Origin of the sequence: Stenotrophomonas sp. YAU14A_MKIMI4_1, assembly GCF_003086855.1 — a bacterium.
GTDB lineage: Bacteria > Pseudomonadota > Gammaproteobacteria > Xanthomonadales > Xanthomonadaceae > Stenotrophomonas.
Window position 1 is genome coordinate 4,322,248 of record NZ_CP025998.1, and the last position, 18,958, is coordinate 4,341,205.

17 protein-coding genes are annotated in these 18,958 nt (G+C 69.7%); all 17 read right to left on the bottom strand.

Annotation, left to right across the window (positions count from 1 at the left end):
* Positions 1 to 401: 401 nt before the first annotated feature.
* Entirely contained in the window at positions 402 to 3,740 is a 3,339-nt protein-coding gene (locus C1931_RS19500) for an ankyrin repeat domain-containing protein (RefSeq protein ID WP_108757513.1), read from the bottom strand.
* Positions 3,733 to 3,993, bottom strand: coding sequence for a YcgL domain-containing protein (locus tag C1931_RS19505; RefSeq protein ID WP_108757514.1), 261 nt, complete (start codon positions 3,991 to 3,993; stop codon positions 3,733 to 3,735). The genes C1931_RS19500 and C1931_RS19505 overlap by 8 nt, the downstream gene beginning before the upstream one ends.
* A 160-nt stretch (positions 3,994 to 4,153) precedes the next feature.
* Positions 4,154 to 4,594, bottom strand: coding sequence for an excinuclease ATPase subunit (locus C1931_RS19510; RefSeq protein WP_108751312.1), 441 nt, complete (start codon positions 4,592 to 4,594; stop codon positions 4,154 to 4,156).
* Positions 4,595 to 4,630: 36 nt separating this feature from the next.
* Positions 4,631 to 5,869 (bottom strand): beta-ketoacyl-ACP synthase, encoded by a 1,239-nt coding sequence (locus C1931_RS19515; RefSeq protein ID WP_108751313.1) that lies wholly within the window; start codon positions 5,867 to 5,869, stop codon positions 4,631 to 4,633.
* Positions 5,869 to 6,600 (bottom strand): 3-ketoacyl-ACP reductase FabG2, encoded by a 732-nt coding sequence (locus C1931_RS19520; protein WP_108757515.1) that lies wholly within the window; start codon positions 6,598 to 6,600, stop codon positions 5,869 to 5,871. Before C1931_RS19520 ends, C1931_RS19515 begins: the two co-directional genes overlap by 1 nt.
* Positions 6,597 to 7,004 (bottom strand): hypothetical protein, encoded by a 408-nt coding sequence (locus C1931_RS19525; RefSeq protein ID WP_108757819.1) that lies wholly within the window; start codon positions 7,002 to 7,004, stop codon positions 6,597 to 6,599. Before C1931_RS19525 ends, C1931_RS19520 begins: the two co-directional genes overlap by 4 nt.
* 47 nt (positions 7,005 to 7,051) lie before the next feature.
* A complete protein-coding gene (locus C1931_RS19530) occupies positions 7,052 to 8,236 on the bottom strand; it encodes a beta-ketoacyl-[acyl-carrier-protein] synthase family protein (protein WP_108757516.1) in 1,185 nt (394 codons plus the stop codon).
* Positions 8,233 to 8,790 carry a DUF3261 domain-containing protein gene (locus C1931_RS19535; protein WP_108751316.1) on the bottom strand — a complete coding sequence of 186 codons (558 nt, stop codon included), beginning with the start codon at positions 8,788 to 8,790 and terminating at the stop codon, positions 8,233 to 8,235. The genes C1931_RS19530 and C1931_RS19535 overlap by 4 nt, the downstream gene beginning before the upstream one ends.
* On the bottom strand, positions 8,778 to 10,028 hold the full coding sequence (locus tag C1931_RS19540; protein WP_108751317.1) for an NAD(P)/FAD-dependent oxidoreductase: 1,251 nt from the start codon (positions 10,026 to 10,028) through the stop codon (positions 8,778 to 8,780). Before C1931_RS19540 ends, C1931_RS19535 begins: the two co-directional genes overlap by 13 nt.
* Before the next feature lie 56 nt (positions 10,029 to 10,084).
* Positions 10,085 to 12,439, bottom strand: a complete 2,355-nt coding sequence (locus C1931_RS19545) for an MMPL family transporter (protein ID WP_199913897.1) — start codon at positions 12,437 to 12,439, stop codon at positions 10,085 to 10,087.
* Positions 12,432 to 13,061, bottom strand: coding sequence for an outer membrane lipoprotein carrier protein LolA (locus C1931_RS19550; protein ID WP_108754573.1), 630 nt, complete (start codon positions 13,059 to 13,061; stop codon positions 12,432 to 12,434). Before C1931_RS19550 ends, C1931_RS19545 begins: the two co-directional genes overlap by 8 nt.
* The gene (locus C1931_RS19555) at positions 13,058 to 13,489 is read right to left on the bottom strand and encodes an acyl-CoA thioesterase (protein ID WP_108757518.1); all 432 of its coding nucleotides are present in this window, start codon (positions 13,487 to 13,489) and stop codon (positions 13,058 to 13,060) included. The genes C1931_RS19550 and C1931_RS19555 overlap by 4 nt, the downstream gene beginning before the upstream one ends.
* Complete coding sequence (locus tag C1931_RS19560) at positions 13,476 to 15,026, bottom strand: aromatic amino acid ammonia-lyase (protein ID WP_108757519.1); 1,551 nt, start codon at positions 15,024 to 15,026, stop codon at positions 13,476 to 13,478. Before C1931_RS19560 ends, C1931_RS19555 begins: the two co-directional genes overlap by 14 nt.
* On the bottom strand, positions 15,016 to 15,957 hold the full coding sequence (locus C1931_RS19565) for an acyltransferase (protein WP_108751322.1): 942 nt from the start codon (positions 15,955 to 15,957) through the stop codon (positions 15,016 to 15,018). Before C1931_RS19565 ends, C1931_RS19560 begins: the two co-directional genes overlap by 11 nt.
* 1 nt (position 15,958) lies before the next feature.
* Complete coding sequence (locus C1931_RS19570; RefSeq protein ID WP_108754576.1) at positions 15,959 to 16,729, bottom strand: glycosyltransferase family 2 protein; 771 nt, start codon at positions 16,727 to 16,729, stop codon at positions 15,959 to 15,961.
* On the bottom strand, positions 16,719 to 18,401 hold the full coding sequence (locus tag C1931_RS19575) for an AMP-binding protein (RefSeq protein ID WP_108757820.1): 1,683 nt from the start codon (positions 18,399 to 18,401) through the stop codon (positions 16,719 to 16,721). Before C1931_RS19575 ends, C1931_RS19570 begins: the two co-directional genes overlap by 11 nt.
* Positions 18,394 to 18,945: a hypothetical protein gene (locus C1931_RS19580; protein ID WP_108754899.1), complete on the bottom strand. Its 552-nt coding sequence runs from the start codon at positions 18,943 to 18,945 to the stop codon at positions 18,394 to 18,396. Before C1931_RS19580 ends, C1931_RS19575 begins: the two co-directional genes overlap by 8 nt.
* Positions 18,946 to 18,958: the final 13 nt, after the last annotated feature.

The following is an 18,958-nucleotide window of genomic DNA, read 5'->3' on the forward strand; positions in this document are numbered from 1 at the left end:
TGCATGCGGCCATGCAGGGGTCAGAGCCCTTTCCTGCGGAAAGGGATCCGACCCCGCGCTTCAGCCAACGACCTGATGCATATGTTCGAAGCCGACGCCGAGCGCGACAAGTAGATCCACGCCATGCGTGGATGAGCGGACATGCCGCCATGCAGGGGTCAGAGCCCTTTCCTGCGGAAAGGGATCCGACCCCGCGCTTCAGCCAACGACCTGATGCACCTGTTCGAAGCCGACGCCGAGCGCGACAAGTAGATCCACGCCATGCGTGGATGCTGTTGGCTGCGGATGCGGTCATCCACGCATGGCGTGGATCTACTGGGGTCGGCCGACCCCACGTGCCGACCAACGGTCGGCACCCACATGCGATGCCGCCGGGCGTGGCCCGGCGCTACCGTAGTGCCTCAGCCGTTGTCGCGCAGGAAGCGGGCCATGGAGGACACACCGGGGACGCGCGGTTCGAATTCGCCGGCCACGTCGATGAAGCCGCGCATGACCGCGATCTCGCGCGGGCTGCGGTTCAAGCTGTCGCGGGCTTCGGGGTCGGCGCCTGCGCGCAGCAGGCGCTGCACCAGCAGCGGCAGGCCGTGCAGGGCGGCCAGATGCAGCGGGCCGAAACCACGCGGATCGCGCACGTCCAGGCTCACCTCTTCATCCAGCAGGCGCTCCACGGCAGCCATCACCACCTGTTCGTCGCAGGCCGTGCCCGGCTCGGCGCGCGCGCCCAGCAGCAGCAGCAGCGGGGTGACCGAACCGGCAGCGGCTTGGTCCGGCTCGGCACCGGCCAGCAGCAGCGTATCCAGCAGGGCCAGCAGGCGCGAACGATCGCGTGCACTGAAACCGTACAGCGCCGCGCAGTGCAGCGGCCCCAACTGCTGGGCATCGCCGGCATGTACGTCGGCGCCGGCGGTCAGCAGGCGCGCCACGATGTCCGGCAGACCCAGCGCCGAGGCCAGCATCAGTACGGTTACGCCGCCGGGCAGGCGGTGTTCCAGCTGCGCACCGGCATCGAGCAGGGCCGACACGATATCGACCTGGCGCATGCTGACGGCCGCCGACAACGGCGTGGCACCACTGGCCGCGCCATGCTGCGGATCGGCGCCACGGGCCAGCAGCAGATCGACCACCGCCAGGTGGCCGCCACCGGCCGCGCGCAGCAGGGCCGTGCAGCCCTGCGCATCCACCGCATCGATGGCAAAACCCAGATCGTTCAGGCGACGCACGGCATCGACGTCGCCGGCCATGGCGGCGGCCGGCAGATCGCTTTCACGCAGCGTGCGGCGCGGCAGCGGCCACACGCGCCAGTCCAGCCAGTCGGCCAGGTCGCGACGGCCGATCGACAGCGCCACGCCCAACGGAGTCTGGCCGTCGGCGGCGCGCGCTTCGGGCGATGCACCGTGCTGCACCAGCAGCTTCAACGCGCCTTCCCGGGCCAGGGCGGTGGCCAGGTGCAGGGCGGTCATGCCATGGCTGTCGCGCGCTTCGCGGTCCACGCCAGTGTTCAGCAAGGCCTGCTGCAGGCGCAGCCAACCCAGGCGCACGGCCAACGACAACGGCGGATCACCGGCCGGCGAAGGCGCGAACGGATCGGCGCCGCGTTCCAGCAGTTCCAGCGACAGTTGTTCCAGGCCACGGGCGGCCTGGTCGTGCTGTGCGCAGGCGGCCAGGAAGCGCGCCAGGCCACCCCGGCCGGCCGGTGACAGGCCACGCTGCAGCATCACCTGCAGCGCCGGCACGGCATCGATGCCACGGGCCAGCAGGGCGAACATGGGGGTGTCGGCGCAGGCATCGCGCACGTACGGGTCGGCGCCATGGCCCAGCAGCCAGTCCACCGCGCGCGGTTCCAGGGCCAGTTCCGGGTCCAGCAGCAGGCTGCCCAGTTCTTCGGGCTGGCACAGCTTGGCCAGGGCGGCCATGCCGTCGGTATTGCCGAAGCCCAGCGCTTCGCGCAGCAGGGTCAGCGGCGGGCGGTCCGGCAGCAGGCCGCTGGCGGTGGCAGCATCACCGCGTTCGGCCAGGCCATCGCTGACGGCCGCTGGCAGCGGATAGCTGGGATCAAGCAGGGCCACGATCGCCCAGCGCCCGGCTTCGGCAGCGTAATCGACGGCGCGGCGGCCCAAGGGATCGCTGGCATCGGCGGCGATGCCCAGGTCCACCAGGCGCTTGACCAGCAGCGGCGACACATCGTCGGCCATGGCGGCCAGCAGCACGGCGTTGCGGCCTTCGCCATCGACGGCGGTCAGGTCGGGCTTGTGCGGCAGCAGGTGTTCGATCACCGCTGCGCGACCGGCACGGGCTGCTTCCAGCCACGGGGTGCGGCCCAGCGCGTCGCGGGCTTCCAGGTTGGCACCGGCGCCCAGCAGCACGCCGATGATGTCCACGTGGCCGGCCAGCGCGGCGTCGTGCAGCGCACTGCGGCGCTGGCGATCACGCGCATCGGCACGGGCCTTGTGCTTCAGCAGCAGCTGCACGCCGGCCGGGTCATCGTCTTCGGTGGCCGCCGCGGCCAGCAGCACCGGGGTGCCCTCGGCCGGTTCGGTACGCGCGCCGCGCTCCAGCAGGAAGCGTGCAAGGCGCCAGTTGCCGACCTGGCAGGCCACCGCCAGCGGCGACCAGCCTTCATGGTTCAGCGCGTCCACTTCGGCGGCGGCGTCGCGCAGCAGCGCGGCCACGCCGGGGTCGGAACTGCGTGCGGCATGGTGCAGCGGGGTGTTGCCGTCGCTGTCGGTGGCGCGCGAATCGGCACCGTTGGCAAGCAGGGTCATCACCGCTTCGGGGCGGCCATGCCAACTGTCACGGGTGGCGGCCAGCAACGGGGTCATGCCGCGGTGCGGGGCGTTCACATCCACCCCGCGGCCGATCAGTTCACGCAGCAGGCGCAGGTCCGGCAGCACCGCCGCCAGCACGGCCAGGCTGCGCTGGTCGCGCCAGCTCGAATCGGGCAGCGCGTGCGCGTCGGCACCGGCCTGCAGCAACTGCAGCGCGCGGTCGACACGGCCGTGGCGGGCCGCTTCGAACAGCGACGGGGTGAGTTCCTGCGGCGCCATGGCTTCCAGCGGGGTGCTGTCGGCTACGGCAGTGAACAGCGGTGCCGCATCGTCGCCGGCGGTGTCCAGCACACGGCTGCGCAGTGCCACCAGCGGTGCCGGCTGCACCTTCTGCAGCAGCAGGTGCAGCGGCGGCGACAGCAGCAGCACGGCCAGCGCGGCCGGCCAGCGTGCGCCTTCGGGCAGTAGCTCGGGCCAGGCCGGCAACACCACCAGCGCGGCCAGCGCCACCACGATCACGGCCACGCCCAAGCCACGCCAGGCGCTCAGATCGCGCCCGGCCAGTGCCTGCCAGTGCGGGCCCAGGCCACCATCCAGTCGTTCGACATCGTTCCACAGCGGCCAGGTACGCCAGGCCGCCAGCAACGCGGCGCTGACCAGCACGCTCAGGCCGAGCACGGCGGCCAGGCTGCCGCTGTCGCGCAGCGCCGCCAACGGCCAGGCCAACAGCAGGGCCAGCAGCAGCGGCGCAGCGAACCACAGCGCCAGCAGCGCCGGCACGTCCTGGCGCAGGGTCTGCTGCAGCGGCAGCAGCGCACGGCTGCGCCGCCACCACGACACGCCCAGCGCGAACGCCGGCTGCGCCAAGGCGGCCAGCAGCGCACCCGGCAGGCCACCCAGGGCCGAACCCAGCGCCAGCACGGCGCCCAGCCCGAAGGCCGCCGTCAGGGCGCGCGAACGGGACAGCTCAGTCATAGTGGCGCGGCATCAGGCTGGCCACCGACGGCGGCACCTGCAGGTAGAAACCACGTTCGGTCAGTTCGCTGCGGACCTTGGCCGGGTCGGCCTGGGCCAGGCGGCGCGAGGCATCCAGCGCGACATCCAGCACGAAGGTGAGCGCGCCCAGCGACGCTGCCAGCGGCGCAGGCAGCGCACTGAAGTCATCACGACGGGCGAGATAGACGTAGGTGTCCGGCTTTTTTTGGCTTTTATAGACGTAGGCGTGCATGTCCGCGGGACGATAACCCGGGAAGAGCCATGATTGTGTCGGAAAGCCGGGGGCGGGGAAAGCCGTCACGCGACGATGGCGGCGCGATCGACGGCGTTTCCCCACCGGGGTTCAGCAATGTGGCGGCGGCGTTCAGCCAGCACCGGGCGCTGCGCGGGCCTTACTTGACCTTCGCGTAGGTGCCCTTCAGCGCCACGCCTGCCAGGATCGCGCCGGCATAGCATTCGTAGTTGGTGGCGCTCTTGAACTCGTTCTTCTTGTAGTAGCTGACGATGTCGACCACGGCGTTGGCGCCGCGCGACTTGGCGCCATCCTGCAGCGCGCGCAGCGCCGACAGGGCCACCCAGCGGCAGGCTTCTTCGTCGCTCTTGTTGGCGGCGTTGGTCTTCTTGTTGGTCACGTCCTCGCCCAGGCGCTGCTGCACGCTGACCGGCTGGCCGGCCAGGTAGAAGCGGACGCTGCCATCAATGCCGGCATCTTTGGCGGCCTGCGAATTGACCAGGTCACGCAGGGACTGCTCGACGCGGGTGTCGCGGGCCGAGGCGGTGGAGGACAGGGCCAGCAGCGCGGTGGCGGCGGCGATCAGCAGGGTGCGGCGCATCGGAACATCTCCTTGTTGGGGTGCGGGTACAGCGGGTCACTCGCTCCAGCGGCGGAACACCAGCGAGGTGTTGATGCCGCCGAAGGCGAAATTGTTGCTCATTACGTACTCGGCCTGCAGTTCACGGCCCTGGCCGGTGATGAAATCGAGCTGGCCACAGCGCGGATCGACCTCGCCCAGGTTCAGGGTGGGCGCGAACCAGCCGGCGCGCATCATCTCGATGCTCATCCAGGCCTCGAACGCGCCGCAGGCGCCCAGCATGTGGCCGACGTAGCTCTTCAGCGAGCTGATCGGCACGGCGTTTCCGAACACCTGGGCGGTGGCCTGGGTTTCGGCGATGTCACCGTGGTCGGTGGCGGTGCCGTGGGCGTTCACGTAATCGATCTGCGACGGCTCCAGGCCGGCGTCCTCCAAGGCCAGGCGCATGGCCTGGGCCATGGTGTCGGCGCTGGGCTGGGTGACGTGCTGGCCATCGCTGTTGGTGCCGTAACCCACGATCTCGGCCAGGATGGTGGCACCGCGCGCCTGCGCGTGCTCCAGGTCTTCCAGGATGAGCGTGCAGGCGCCCTCGCCCAGCACCAGGCCATCGCGGCCGGCATCGAACGGGCGCGGGGTGGTCTGCGGGGCGTCGTTGCGGGTGCTGGTGGCGAACAGAGTGTCGAACACCGCCGCCGCGGTAGCGTCGAGCTGTTCGGCACCGCCGGCCACCATCACCGTCTGCTTGCCGCTGCGGATCGCCTCGTAGCCGGCGCCCACGCCCTGGCTGCCCGACGTGCAGGCGCTGGAGGTGGTGTAGACGCGGCCGGACAGGCCGAAGAACACGCCGATGTTCACCGGCGCGGTGTGGCTCATCATCTTCAGGTAGGTGGTGGCACTGATGCCATCGGTGGTGAATTCATGCAGCATGCGGCCGAATTCACCGGTGGCTTCATGGCTGCCCGACGAGGACCCGTAGGCCACGCCGGCACGGCCGCTGCGCAGCACCGGGTGCTCGTACAGGCCGGCTTCGCGCAGCGCCACTTCGGTGGCGCGCACCGACATGATGGCGACCTTGCCCATCGAACGGGTGGTCTTGCGGTTGTAGTTCGGCGGCAGTTCGTAATCCTGCGCGGGCGCGGCCAGCTTGGTGTTCAGGCCGGCATAGACATCCCATTCGGGCATGCTGCGCACTGCATTGCGGCAGCTGCGCAGATGCGCCTGGATGGTCGGCCAGTCGTGGCCAAGCGGGCTGATGGCGGCGGCACCGGTCACCACGACGCGACGATCGGCGGCCATCAGATCATGCCCCCGTTCACCGAAATGACCTGGCGGGTGATGTACCCGGCCGGCTCGGACAGCAGGAAGGCCACGGTGGCGGCCACTTCGTCCGAGCGGCCGACGCGGCCGGCGGGAATCAGCTTCAATGCGTGTTCGACCACTTCTTCATTCAGCATGTCGGTCTCGATCAGGCCCGGGGCCACGCAGTTCACGGTGATCTGGCGGCTGGCCAGTTCCAGCGCCAGCGCCTTGGTGGCACCGATGATGCCGGCCTTGGCCGCACTGTAGTTGACCTGGCCGCGGTTGCCGGCCACGCCGGACACCGACGACAGGGTGACGATGCGGCCCGGCTTGCGCCGGCGCACCATCGGCATGATCAGCGGGTGCAGCACGTTGTAGAAGCCGTCCAGGTTGGTGTGGATGACCTGGTCCCAATCGTCTTCGGACAGCGCCGGGAAGGCGCCGTCACGGGCGATGCCGGCATTGCAGACCACCCCGTAGTAGGCGCCGTGCGCATCCACGTCGGCTTCCAGCGCCGCACGCGCGGCGGCGCGGTCGGCCACGTCGAATGCCAGCACGCGGGCCTGTTGGCCAAGCGCCTGGATTTCCGCGGCCACGGCCTGCGCTTCCTCCACGCGGCTGCGGCAATGCACCACCACGTCGAAGCCATCGCGCGCGATACGCAGCGCGATGGCCCGGCCGATACCCCGGCTGGCGCCGGTCACCAGCACACTCCGATTCCCTGTCATGCCTGTCCACTCTCCAGATAGGCCATCGAGTCGGCCGGTTCGAACACCGACACGTTGGCAACCGCCCATTCTTCGTCGCCTGCCAGGATGCGGCAGGCGAACATTCCCAGCCCATTGTCGCCCAACAACTCGCAGCGCGCCTGTACGCGCAGGCAGGTGCCGCTGGGGAAACTGCTGCGTTGGCTGCTGTAGCGGCGGCTGCCGAGCAGGAAGCCCAGCTGCGGCGGGCGCCCGGCAGTGCGTGCGCGGCACCCCGCCCATGCGGCAATGGCCTGGGCCATGTATTCGATGCCCACCCAGGCCGGAATGCCGCCGTCTTCGACGAACAATCCCGCCTCGGGCACGACCAGCTCGGCCTCGATGCCTTCATCGTCCCAGTGCACGATGCGCTCGAGCAGGCACATGTCCTGGCGGTGCGGCACCACCTCTTCAATGGCGTACAGCGGCCGGCTCACAGGCGCTCCAGCGCCAGCACGGCGTTGCTGCCACCGAAGGCGAAAGAATTGCTGAGGGCGCGCCGCGGTGCCTGCGCCGTGCGCGTACCGGGTGCCACCAGCGGCAGCACCGGCAGCGCCGGGTCGGCCACGCCGTCCCACCAGTGCGGCGGCAGCAGCTGCTGCGGGTTGTCGGCCAGCACGATCCAGCACAGCGCGGCTTCGATCGCGCCGGACGCGCCCAGCGTGTGCCCGGTCAGCGGCTTGGTGGAACTGGCCGGCACGGTGGTGCCCAGCACCTGCGCAACCGCCTGGCTTTCCATGGCGTCGTTGTGGCCGGTGGCGGTGCCGTGCAGGTTCACGTAGTCCACCTCCTGCGCGGCCCAGCCGGCACGCTGCAAGGCCTGCTGCAGCGCGTCGATGGCACCCAGGCCCTGCGGATCGGGTGCGGACATGTGGTGCGCATCGGCCGATTCACCCCAGCCGGCCAACCGCACGCCGCCCGGCTCGCGGGTCAGCAGGAACAGTGCGGCGCCTTCGCCGATGTTGATGCCATTGCGGTGCTGCGAGAACGGATTGCAGCGCTGCGGCGATACCGATTCCAGTGCGCTGAAGCCGGCGACGGTGAAGCGGCACAGCGAATCGGCGCCGCCGGCGATGACGGCGTCGACTACGCCGGTGCGCAGCATGCGCGCGGCCGACATCAGCGCCTTGGCGCTGGACGAACAGGCCGTGGACAGCGTCCATGCCGGGCCCTGCGCGCCACTGCGCTGGCGCACGAACTGGGCGGCGGTGCCCATTTCCTGCTGTGCGTAATCGAAACCTTCGGGCCAGTGGCCCTGCTCGGCGCGGGTGCGCAGCGCCTGTTCGGATTCACCGATGCCGGAGGTGCTGGTGCCCAGCACCACCGCCACGCGCGATGCGCCATAGCGGGCAATGGCCGCGGCAACCGACGGCGCGATCTGTGCCAGCGCCACGTCCAGCAGCGCATTGTTGCGGCCGCGCAGGGCGACCGGCAGATCGTCCAGCGCCGGCAGCGGCGTGCGCACTTCACCCAGCGCCAGGGTCTGCCCCGGCAGCAGGGTGTGGTTGTCGCTGAGCCCACCGGGGGCGTCGGCGAACAGCGCGGCGGCCACCTCGGCGCGGCCCGCGCCCAGCGCGCAGACCACGCCCAGGTCGTTCAGGAAAATCGGTGCGGTCATTCGTGCTGCCCGGCCATGTCGATCGATTCAATGCGCAGGGCGTAGCCCTCGGCGCGGTTGTCCAGTTCCACGCTGCCATCGGCGCGGCGCTGCAGCAGCAGCCACACCGTGCCGTCGCGTGAGAGCGTGCGCTGCTGGCCGTCGTCGGCCACCTGCCAGCCCGGCGGCAATGCCGCGGCAATCGCGGCGGTCGGCCACAGCGCGAACTGCAGGTCGTCCAGCACGCGTTCGGCACGCACCTGCGGCGGCAGCCACGGCGCGCGCTGCTGGGTCAGCTGCTGGCCATCCCATTGCAGGCGCACGCCGGTCTGGCCCATGGCCTGCACCGCCAACTGCACCTGCTGGGCATCGGCTTCCAGCAGCGCGTCCAGGTCGCGCTCGTGGCTGCCGAAACGGAAATGCAACTGCTGCTGCAGCGCCAGCGGCGCCGGCAGACTGGCCGGCGGCAGGCGCAGCGGCGGCAGTTCGACCAGGGGCCGCGGCATGCGGCTGGCACAGGCGGCCAGCAGCACGCACAGCAGCACGGCGGTGAAACGGACGATCAGGCGCTGCACAATTCCTCCAGCACACGCATACGGCGGCCGCTGTCATCGGCCACGTACGGGTTCTTGGTATCCCACGCATAGCCGGCCAGGATGGAACTGATCATGTCGCGCACGGCAGGCTGCTGGTCGGGGTGGTAGATGATCTTCTGGAAACCGCCCTGGTACCAGGCTTCGACGAAGCGGCGGAAGGTCTTCACGCCGGCGCGCAGCGGAATGGAGAACTCCGCTTCCCAATCGACGGTTTCACCGGCGTAGCGGCGCTTCAGGCATTCGCTGGCCAGCTGCGCCGACTTGAAGGCGATGGTGACGCCAGAGGAGAACACCGGATCGAGGAACTCGCCGGCATTGCCCAGCAGCGCGTAACCCGGGCCCCACAGCGAGCTGACATTGGCCGAATAGCCGGTGATGCGGCGTACCGGCAGCACCGCCCATTCGGCGTTGGCCAGCAGCCGGGTCAGGTTCGGGTCTTCGCCCACGATGGCCTGCAGCTTCTGCAGATCGTCGCCCTCGTAGCGTTCGAAGAACGACGGTTCGGCCACCACGCCCAACGAGCAGCAGCCGTTGGAGAACGGAATGGTCCAGTACCAGACGTCGATGTGCTCGGGGTGGGTGGTGATCAGGATCTTGTTGCGGTCGAAATCGGCCTCGGCCGGAATGTTGTCGCGCACGTGGCAGAAGATCGCCCCGCGCACCGGGAAGTTCGACGGCGATTCCAGATCCAGCAGGCGCGGCAGCAGGCGTGCGAAGCCGGAGGCATCGAGGATGAAGTCGGCCTGGATGCGGTATTCGCTGCCGTCGGGACGGCGCACGCTCACCACCGGCTGCTCGCCCGGCTCGACCGCCAGCACTTCATCGCCGAAGCGCAGCGTGGTGCCCATGCGCTCGGCGCCACGCGCCAGCACGTTGTCGAAGTCGGCGCGCTGCACCTGGTAGGTGGTGCCCCAGCCCGGCGAGAACTTCTGGCGGAAATCGAAGGCGGTGCGCGCTTCGCCGTGCACGAAGGCCGCGCCGTTCTTGTACTGGAAGCCCGCTTCCACCACGTCCTGCAGCAGGCCGGCCGCTTCGATGTATTCCATGCTCTGCGGCAGCAGGCTTTCACCGATCGAGAAGCGCGGGAACTGCTGGCGCTCCAGCATCAGCACCTGGCGCCCCTGCTGCCGCAGCATCGCGGCGGCCACCGAACCGGCGGGACCGGCACCGATGATCAGGATTTCAGTACGTTCGACAGCATCCACAGCAGTGTTCATCGGGGCGTCCTTGTTGCTCGATCAGGTGGAAAGAAGGGAATACGGCGGTGCCGGCGTCATGCCGGCGGCAGGTCGTGCGGCGGTGGCCGGAACAGCGGCGAAATCAGCCAGACCAGGCCGATGCCGAACAGCAGGGTGAGCCCGAACGCGCGCAGCGCCGGGGTCTGCGACAAGCCGAGCAGGCCGAACGACAGCCAGGTGCTGGCCGCGCCCACGCACACCGCCAGCCAGGCACTGGCATCGCCGCGGTGCTCGATCAGGAAGATGCCGTAGTCGATGCCCATGCCCAGCAACAGCATCAGCGCCAGCACGTTGAACAGCTGCAGCGGCTGCCCGAACAGGCCCAGCAGGCCCAGGGTGAGCGCACCGGCTATCAGCGTGGGTGCGAACACCCGCCACGCCTGGCGGCGGTAGCGCAGCCACAGCGCGCCGAACACCAGCGCGATGCCGACCAGCAGCAGGCCGCCCATCAGCTTGCGGTAGTGGCCCAGCAGCTTGGAGAAATCGGCGGTGCGATCGACCCAGCGCACGCCGGGCAGACCGTCGGCCGCGCCCTGCAGGGTGGCCAGCGCATCGGCACGCGACAGGTCGTCGACCATCACCACGCTGACCTTCTGCCCGTCCACGCTGCCCACCCACAGGTGGCGGAACGGCTTGGACGCTGGCGAGGCCAGGAATGCCTGCGCGGTCAGCGGGCCAGCAGCGAAATCCGGGCGCGGCAGCGGTTCGCCCACCGCTTCGCCCACCGCCGACAACACGCCCGGTTCGACCTTCGCGGTCAGTGCGGCATCGGCCTGCTGGCGCGCCGGCGACGGCAGCCAATCGCTGATCGCACGGTAGCCACCAATGCGCTTGTCATGGGCCAGCACACGCAGGCGCTCGGTCAGCGCTTCTTCGCGCTGCAGCAGCTGTGCGTCATCTTCGCCCTGCACCAGGTAGAACTGCGCCGGGCTGGGCATGCCCAGCAACTGGCTCAGGCGGATCTGTTCGGCCATCAGCGCCGGCGGCGATGACTGCAGGCTGCGCAGATCGTCGTTGCTCTGCAGGCGCGCGATGCCGATGGCCGACAGCGCCAGTGCGGCCACGATGAACACTGTGACCGGGCGCGTGCCATGCAGGCGCGGGAAGCGCTCCAGGGTGCTGCCCAGCCACTGCGAGAAACGGGTCTGGCGGATGTCACCGCCGTCCAGCCACGGGAACCAGAAGATCACCGTCAGGAACGCGGCCGCCAGGCCCACCACCGAGAACAGCGCCATCTGCCGCAGGCCGGGGAACGGGGCCAGGCCCAGTGCCAGGTAGGCCAGCGCGCTGGTCAGCAGGGCCAGCCACAGGCCGGGCAGCAGGTGCCGCAGCAGCTTCCAGCGGCGGTCCGCCGGTTCGGCCTGGCGCGAGGCAAACCAGTGGATGCCGTAGTCCTCGGCCACGCCCACCAGCGATGCACCGAACACCAGGGTCAGCACGTGTACCTTGCCGAACACCAGCACGGTGACCGCCAGCGCCACGCCACAGCCGATCAGCAGCGAGGCGGCCACCAGCAGGATCGGGCGCAGCGAACGGAACGCCAGCCAGACCAGCAGCAGCACGGCGGCCAGCGAGCCCCAGCCGATGGTGTTGATTTCCTGGTTGGCCTGTACGGCCGCCGCTTCGGCATGCAGCGGCACGCCGGCGTGCAGGATCTCCAGATCCGGCGCCGCGGCCTTGGCGGCCTGGCCGGCACGTTCCAGCAGGCCATCGATATGACGTTCGCCATCGAGCTGGAATGCCGAACCCGGCGTATCGAACTGCAGCGCGGCCCAATGCTTGCCTTCGGCTTCCAGCAGGCCATCATCGCCCAGGCGCAGGCCCGAGCCCTGTGCCTGCTGCTGCCACCACTGCGGCCACAGCGACAGCGGGTCCTGCCGCCAATCGGTCAACCGCGGTGCGCCCATCGGGCCATACAACGCGCCCAAGGCCTGTTCGGCCAGCGCGCCCGGTTCGGCCTGCTGCAACTGTTCGCGCTGGCCTGGGGTCAGCAGGCGGTCGCGGTACGGCGCGTAGAACGCGCGCGCTTCATCGAACCAGCCTTCGATCGAACCACTGGGGACCAGCAGCCCGTTGTCGGCATCGCCGGCCATCGCCTTGGCGAAGGCGGCCTGCGCGCGCTTGGCGGCGCCGCCATCGGTACTGCCCAGCAGCACCACCACCTGGCGCGAGCTGCCGTCGGCAATGCGCCGGGTGACATCGCTCAACAGGCGATCGTGTGCATCCTGCGGCAACAGCGCCAGGATGTCGGTGTCGATCCGCGACTGTTCGCTCCACAGCCGCCACTGCTGCACGCCCAGCACCAGCAGCACCAGCAGCCAGGCAATGCCCAGCCAGTGCCACCAGCGGCGCAGGCGGTCCGCTCCGTTCGCGCTACCCAGATCAGTCAAAGCGGCGCGCCTCGTCGGCATTCAGCGTGGCCGGTGCTTCGCTCAACGCGTTGAACTGGATCTGCGTGCGGTCCTTGTTGGCCTCCACGATCTGCACCTGGCGCACGTAGCGGTCGCCCTGCAGGGTCAGCGATTCGAAAGCCTTGGCCAGCATCGCCGACTTCGGGGTCAGCTTCAGCGTCCAGCCCTGCCCTTCGCGGCTGGCCTGCACGTTGAACTGGCTGGACAGCGCCTGCACGTCACCGCTCATCAGCGCGAACATGATCGCGTTCACCGAGCGCATGGCCGGCTGCTGCCGCGCATCCAGTTCGACCCGGGTGCTGCCGTCGCGCTGGCGGCTGAGGATGCGGTCGGCGGTGACCACCACTTCCGAGGGGAACGGCTTGAGCGTGGTCCAGATGACGCCGTGCTGGCGCGCGACCACGAACTGGCCCTGCGAACGCAGCGGGTTCTTGAAGCCGCTGACCTGCTTTTCCTGGGTGAACTGGCCACGCAGTACGTCCGGCCGCGCCACCGCCTGGGTGATCGCATCCACCGCCGGGTCGGCGGCCTGGGCCAGCGGCGCAGCGGCCAGCAGCAGCGCGCACAGCAGCGCGCGCGGAACGGTGAACAGGGTCTTCATGGTGCAGGCACTCCCAGGCGCTGCCACAGCACCGGCGGGCACTGGTACAGCATTTCCTTGCTGGTCGCGTCCACCGCGACCTGGATGGTCATTGCACGGGTCAAGCGCTGGCCGCTGCCCGCATCGAAGATTTCGTACTCGATCTTCAGCCGGTTCTCCCATTCCACGATGCGCGCCACGATGCGCAGCGGCTGGTTGAACAGCAGCGGGCGCACGTACTTCACCCGCGCATCGACCACCGGCCACAGGTAGCCCGATTCGAGCATCTGCGGGTAGTCGTAGTCGTAGCGGCCGAGCAGCGCGCAGCGCGCGATCTCGAAGTACTTGAAGTAGTTGCCGTGCCAGACCACGTTCATCGGATCGCAGTCATGGAAGGCAGGGGTCAGGGTGATTTCCCCGACCAGTTCCGTGTGTTCATTCACCGGCATACAGTTCCCAGCGTTGCGCGCGGATCTCCACCAGCAGTTCCCGCAGTTCGCGATCCAGCGCGCGGTCTTCTTCAACCAGGGCGATGCGCTGCCCCAGGTCGGCGTACATGTCGGCCAGACTGCCATGCAGCTGCGCGTTCAGGCCAACCCGTTCGCGCAGGGCCAGGCCCTGGCGGGCGGCGATCAGCATGGCCGCCACCACCTGCTCGGTCAGTTCGATCACGCGCAGGCAGTCGCGCGCGGCGATGGTGCCCATGCTGACCTTGTCCTGGTTGTGGCATTCGGTGGAACGCGAGAACACGCTGGCCGGCATGGTCTGCTTCAGGGCTTCGGCGGTCCACGCCGACACGCTGATCTGCAGCGCCTTCAGGCCATGGTTGATGGCCGCACGCGGGCCGGTGGCTGCCGACAGGTTGGCCGGCAGGCCGTGGTTGTAGCGGGCGTCGACCACCAGCGCCAGCTGCCGGTCCAGCAGGTCGGCGACGTTGGCCACGGTGTTCTTCAGCGTATCCATCGCCAGCGCGATGTGGCCACCATAGAAGTGACCGCCATGCAGGATGCGCTCGCCGTCGGCATCGATCAGCGGGTTGTCGTTGGCGCTGTTCAGTTCGGTTTCGATCAGCTGGCGCAGGAACGGCAGGCTGTCTTCCAGCACACCGATCACGTGCGGCGCACAGCGCAGCGAATAGCGGTCCTGCAGGCGCTGTTCGTTGCGCGGCGGGCGCTCGCTGTGCAGGTCGCTGCGCAGGCGCGCGGCAATGCGACTCTGGCCGGGGTGCGGCTTGGCGGCGAACAGGGTTTCATCGAAGTGGTGCGCGTTGCCGTCGCTGGACAACACGTTGAAGGCGGTCAGGCGCGTGGCCATGCGGGCCAGGTAGTCGGCGCGCTGCCAGGCCAGGCAGGCCAGGCCGGTCATCACCGCGGTGCCGTTCATGATCGCCAGGCCTTCCTTCGGGCGCAGCTTCAGCGGGGTCATGCCGATCTTCGCCAGCACCGGACCGGCCGCCTGTACCTGGCCTTCGAACAGCACCTCGCGCTCGCCACACAGCACGGCGGCCACGTACGAAAGCGGGGTCAGGTCACCACTGGCGCCGACCGAGCCTTCGGCCGGGATCAGCGGCAGCACGTCGTGCTGCAGCAGGGTGGCCAGGCCTTCCAGCAGCGGCACGCTGACGCCGGACATGCCACGCACCAGCGAGGCCAGGCGCGCGGCCAGCACGGCACGCGTTTCCGCCGGGTCCAGGTAACGGCCCAGGCCGCAGCCGTGGTAGGTGTACAGGTGGTGCGGCAGCTCGGCCACCAGCGCCGGCGGAATGTTCACCGTGCACGAATCACCGTAGCCGGTGGTCACGCCATAGATCACCCCATCCTCGCGCAGCAGGCGGTCGAGGAAATCGGCGCCGCGCTGGATATGCGCGCGGAACGCGGGCGCCTCACTCAGGGCGGCCTCGCACTGGCGCTGGGCCAGCGCCACCACGTCTTCAATGGTCAGCGGTGCATCACCGAAACGGCATACGGGTACGGCGTCAGTCGTCATGGGGGGCCTGATCCCAGAAGGGGAAGAAATTGAACCAGTCCAACGGGGACTGGATGACCTGGAGTTCCAGCCAGCGCGCGAAGCGCTGCGCCTGTTCGGCCAGGGCGGCATCACGCGAGCCGCGCGGCAGCACCACGCGTTCGGCGAACTGTTCAAACGCCACGCGATAGCCATCGCCATCGTGCAGGCAGGACATGGTGTACACCGGGCAGGCCAGCGCAGAGGCCAGCACGTAGGCACCGATCGGGAACGGCGCGCGGTGGCCCAGGAAATCGGCCATCACGCTGCGCCCGCCCTGCACCGGCACGCGGTCGCCGACGATGGCCACGAAGCCACCGGAAGCAACCTTGTCGGCCAGCATCATCGCTGTGGCCGGGCCCATTTCGGTCACTTGCACCAGCTCCACCGCGGCCAGCGGGTCCAGCCGCTGCAGCAGGCGGTTGAAGCGCTGCGCATGGGCGGTGTGCACCAGCACGGTAATGCGGAAGCCGGGCACCTGTTCGGCCAGCACCTGGCACAGTTCCAGGCAGCCGATATGCGCGGTCAGGATCAGGCCGCCTTCGCGGCGCGCGATCTTGCCCAGCACCAGGTCGCGCTGCAGGTGGATGCGTTCGGGCGGGTAGCGCCCGCCCAGGCCCAGCAGCTTGTCCAGCAGCGTATCGGCGAAGCTGAAGAAGTGGCGCAGGCTGTCGCGCCAGGTGGGCGCATGGCCCAGCGCACCGCTGTGCGCCTGCAGCCGCTGCAGGTACTGCATCGACGCCTGGCGGCCGACCCGGTTGCCCAGCCAGTGGCAGGCCACCACCGGCCACACGCACAGGTGGAACGGCCAGCGCCCGAACCAGCGGTGCACCCAGCAGAGGAACAGCACACCGGCCACCGAGGTGGATTCGCCGATGTCGGCCCAATGCGGTGCGTCCTGCGTGCGCGCCATGTCAGCCCTGGCCCCGCAGGCGGCGCCACAGCAGGCGCGGCGCGCGCGGCAGCATGCCGAAGAACAGGCGGGTGTGCATGCGGCTGATGCGCACGTTGTCGCGCCACACATCGAAGTGCGACACGCCATCGGCCGGGTAGGTCACGCGCGTGGCCAGGTGCTCCACCGGCACCTGCCGCCAGTACAGGCGGACCATGATTTCGGTATCGAAATCCATGCGCCGGCCGATGGTTTCCTGGCCGACCAGCGCCAGCACCGGCGGCAGCGGATACACCCGGAAGCCACACATGGTGTCGCGCAGGTGCAGCGACAGCGTGTTGATCCAGACCCAGATATGGGTGGCGTAGCGACCGTACAGGCGCGCCTTGGGCACGCTGGCATCGTAGGCCGGAATGCCGCAGATCACTGCCTGCGGGCGGGCCCGGGCAGCGGCGATGAAGCGCGGCAGATCGCCGGTGTCATGCTGGCCGTCGGCATCGATCTGCAGCACATGGCTGTAGCCGCGCCGCGCCGCTTCGGCAAAACCGGCCAGCATGGCGCCGCCCTTGCCCTGGTTCTGGTCCAGCCGCAGCAGATCGACGCCGGGCTGCGTGGACAACGCGCGCAGCACGGCCGCGCACGCAGGCGATGATCCATCGTCCACCAGCAGGCACGGCAGGCCCGCGGCCTGCACGCCCTGCACCACGGCGCCGATGGCGTGTTCGTGGTCGTACACGGGAATGACCACCAGCGGCGCGAAGGCGCCCCCGGTCGGCGCCGGCTCAGTGCGCATCGGTCAGGATCACCTTGCCGCTGGCATGCACGCCGTGCAGGGAGGTGTAGCGGAAGGTCAGCACGCCGCGCGGCGCATCCCAGTCCAGCTGCAGGGTCAGCTCATCGCCGGGCCGCGCCACCTTCTGGAACTTCACCACGTCCATGCGCACGAAGCCGCTTGGCAGGTTGAAGGCCTGACGGCCGAAGCGCACCGCCCAATCCAGCTGGGCCACGCCGGGCAGGATCGCGGCCTGCGGGAAGTGGCCCTGGAACGCACGCAGCGCCGGGTCCAGGGTCATGCGCAGGGTCGCGCTGGCGTCGCCGCGCTGGTCCCACTGCGGCACCGGCAGCAACGGCTGGAACAATGCCGCCAGCGCCGCCTGGGTCACCTTGCCCTGGGCATTGATCGGCAGTGCCTGCACCAGCCGCCAACGGCGCGGGCGGGTCACCGCATCATGGCCCTGCGCCAGGCGGGCGCCCAGCCGCTGGCCGAGTGCGCGACGTGCAGCATCACCGGCCTCGGCCAGCGCCGGAACGGCGGGCACCACCACGGCGGCCAGTTGTTCACGGTGCCCCTGCAGCACCAGCACGCGCGCGTCCTCCACTTCGGGGTCTTCGCGCAGGGCGCGTTCCAGCGCGTCCAGCGAAACCCGGCGCTCTTCGATCTTGACGATGCGGTCGGCGCGCCCCAGCAGGCGGAAGCGGCCATCGGCCAGTGCCTCCACCCGATCCTGGGTCCGCCACCAGTCGGCGCTCTCCAGGTGCGCCGAGGCCACGGCCAGGCAGCCCTCTTCAATGCGCCACTGCACGCCCGGCAGCGGCTGCCACGGCGGCATGTCGGTATCCCAGCGGCGCCAGGCGATGCCGCCGGTCTCGCTGCTGCCATACACCTCGGTGGGTGCCACGCCCAGCCAGCCGCGCACCTGTCGTGCGGCGTCTTCGGGCAGCGGGCCGCCGGAGGAAAACACTGCACGCAGGCGCCCGTGCAGGCTGGCCCAGTCAAGTTGTTCGGGCAGGCGCTTCAGGTGTGCCGGGGTCGCCACCAGCACGCTGTCGGCGGCGGCCAGGGTCGCCACAAGATCTTCATGGAAGAACCGCCGCGGCTGCACCGGCCGCCCCGCCGCCAGCGGCCACAGCACGCGGAACAGCAGGCCGTAGATGTGCTGGTGGGACACGGTGCCGTGCACCTGCGCGCCCTCCACCTGCGCACCGAAGGCCGCCTGCAGCGCATCGACCTCGCGCGCCAACTGGTCCATGCGCTTGCTGATCGCGCTGGGCTGGCCGGTGCTGCCGGAGGTGAACACGCACAGTTCGCAGGCGCGCTCATCCAGCGCGTGCAGCGCGCCATCGGTCGGAGCAGCGGGAACCAGCGGCCGGTAATCGGCCGACACATCGCCGGCAAAGCCTGCGACCTGCGGCTGCAGCGCCTGCAGGGTGGCCGGCAGGTTGTCGGCGGCCAGGAACACGCGCTTGCCGGCATGCCACGCGCCGAACAGGGCCGCGGCGAAGGCGATGGCATCGTCGAAATACAGCGCCCAGTCGCGGCCATCGGCTGCGGCGAAGGCATCACGCCAGGCCACCACACGCTGGCGCAGCGCGCTGTGGTCCAGCGCCACCTCGCCACACAGACCGACCGGGCGACCCGGCTGCGCGGTGACCATCAGGCGGTCCAGGGCGATCCAGTCAGCCATGCGCATGTGCCGCCTTCACCCGCCGCCGCACCAGCCATTCACCTGCAAACAACACGCCCATCATCACGTACGCCAACAGTCCGTTGTAGAGCATCCAGACCCGATCCGACGCGTACAGCGCGGTGAGCAGGGCCAGGCCTCCGTTGAAAACGAAAAAGCCGCACCACACCTGGGTGACGCGACGGGTATAGACCACCGCGAACGGTGGCAGGTCCGGTTCCTGCAGGCGCGCCAGGCGTTCCACCAGCGGCGGGCCGAAGCGCAGGCTGGTGGCGAACACGCACAGCATCACCACGTTCACCAGCGCCGGGTACAGCTTCAGCGGCAGCGCCTGGTTGAGGAGGGTGGCCAGCGCGGCCAGCAGGCCGGCACCGGCGGCGGCGGCCCACCACAGCGGTTGCCGGGTGGTCAGCGCGCGCAGCAGGGCCAGGCCGAACAGCAGCAGCGACAGCCAGCGTGGCTCGAAGCGGCCCATCGCGGCGTACACCAGCACGGGGTAGGCCAGCGAAAGCGCTGCCACCACGACCACGCGTGCCCGAGCCATGGCCGTGCCGTCT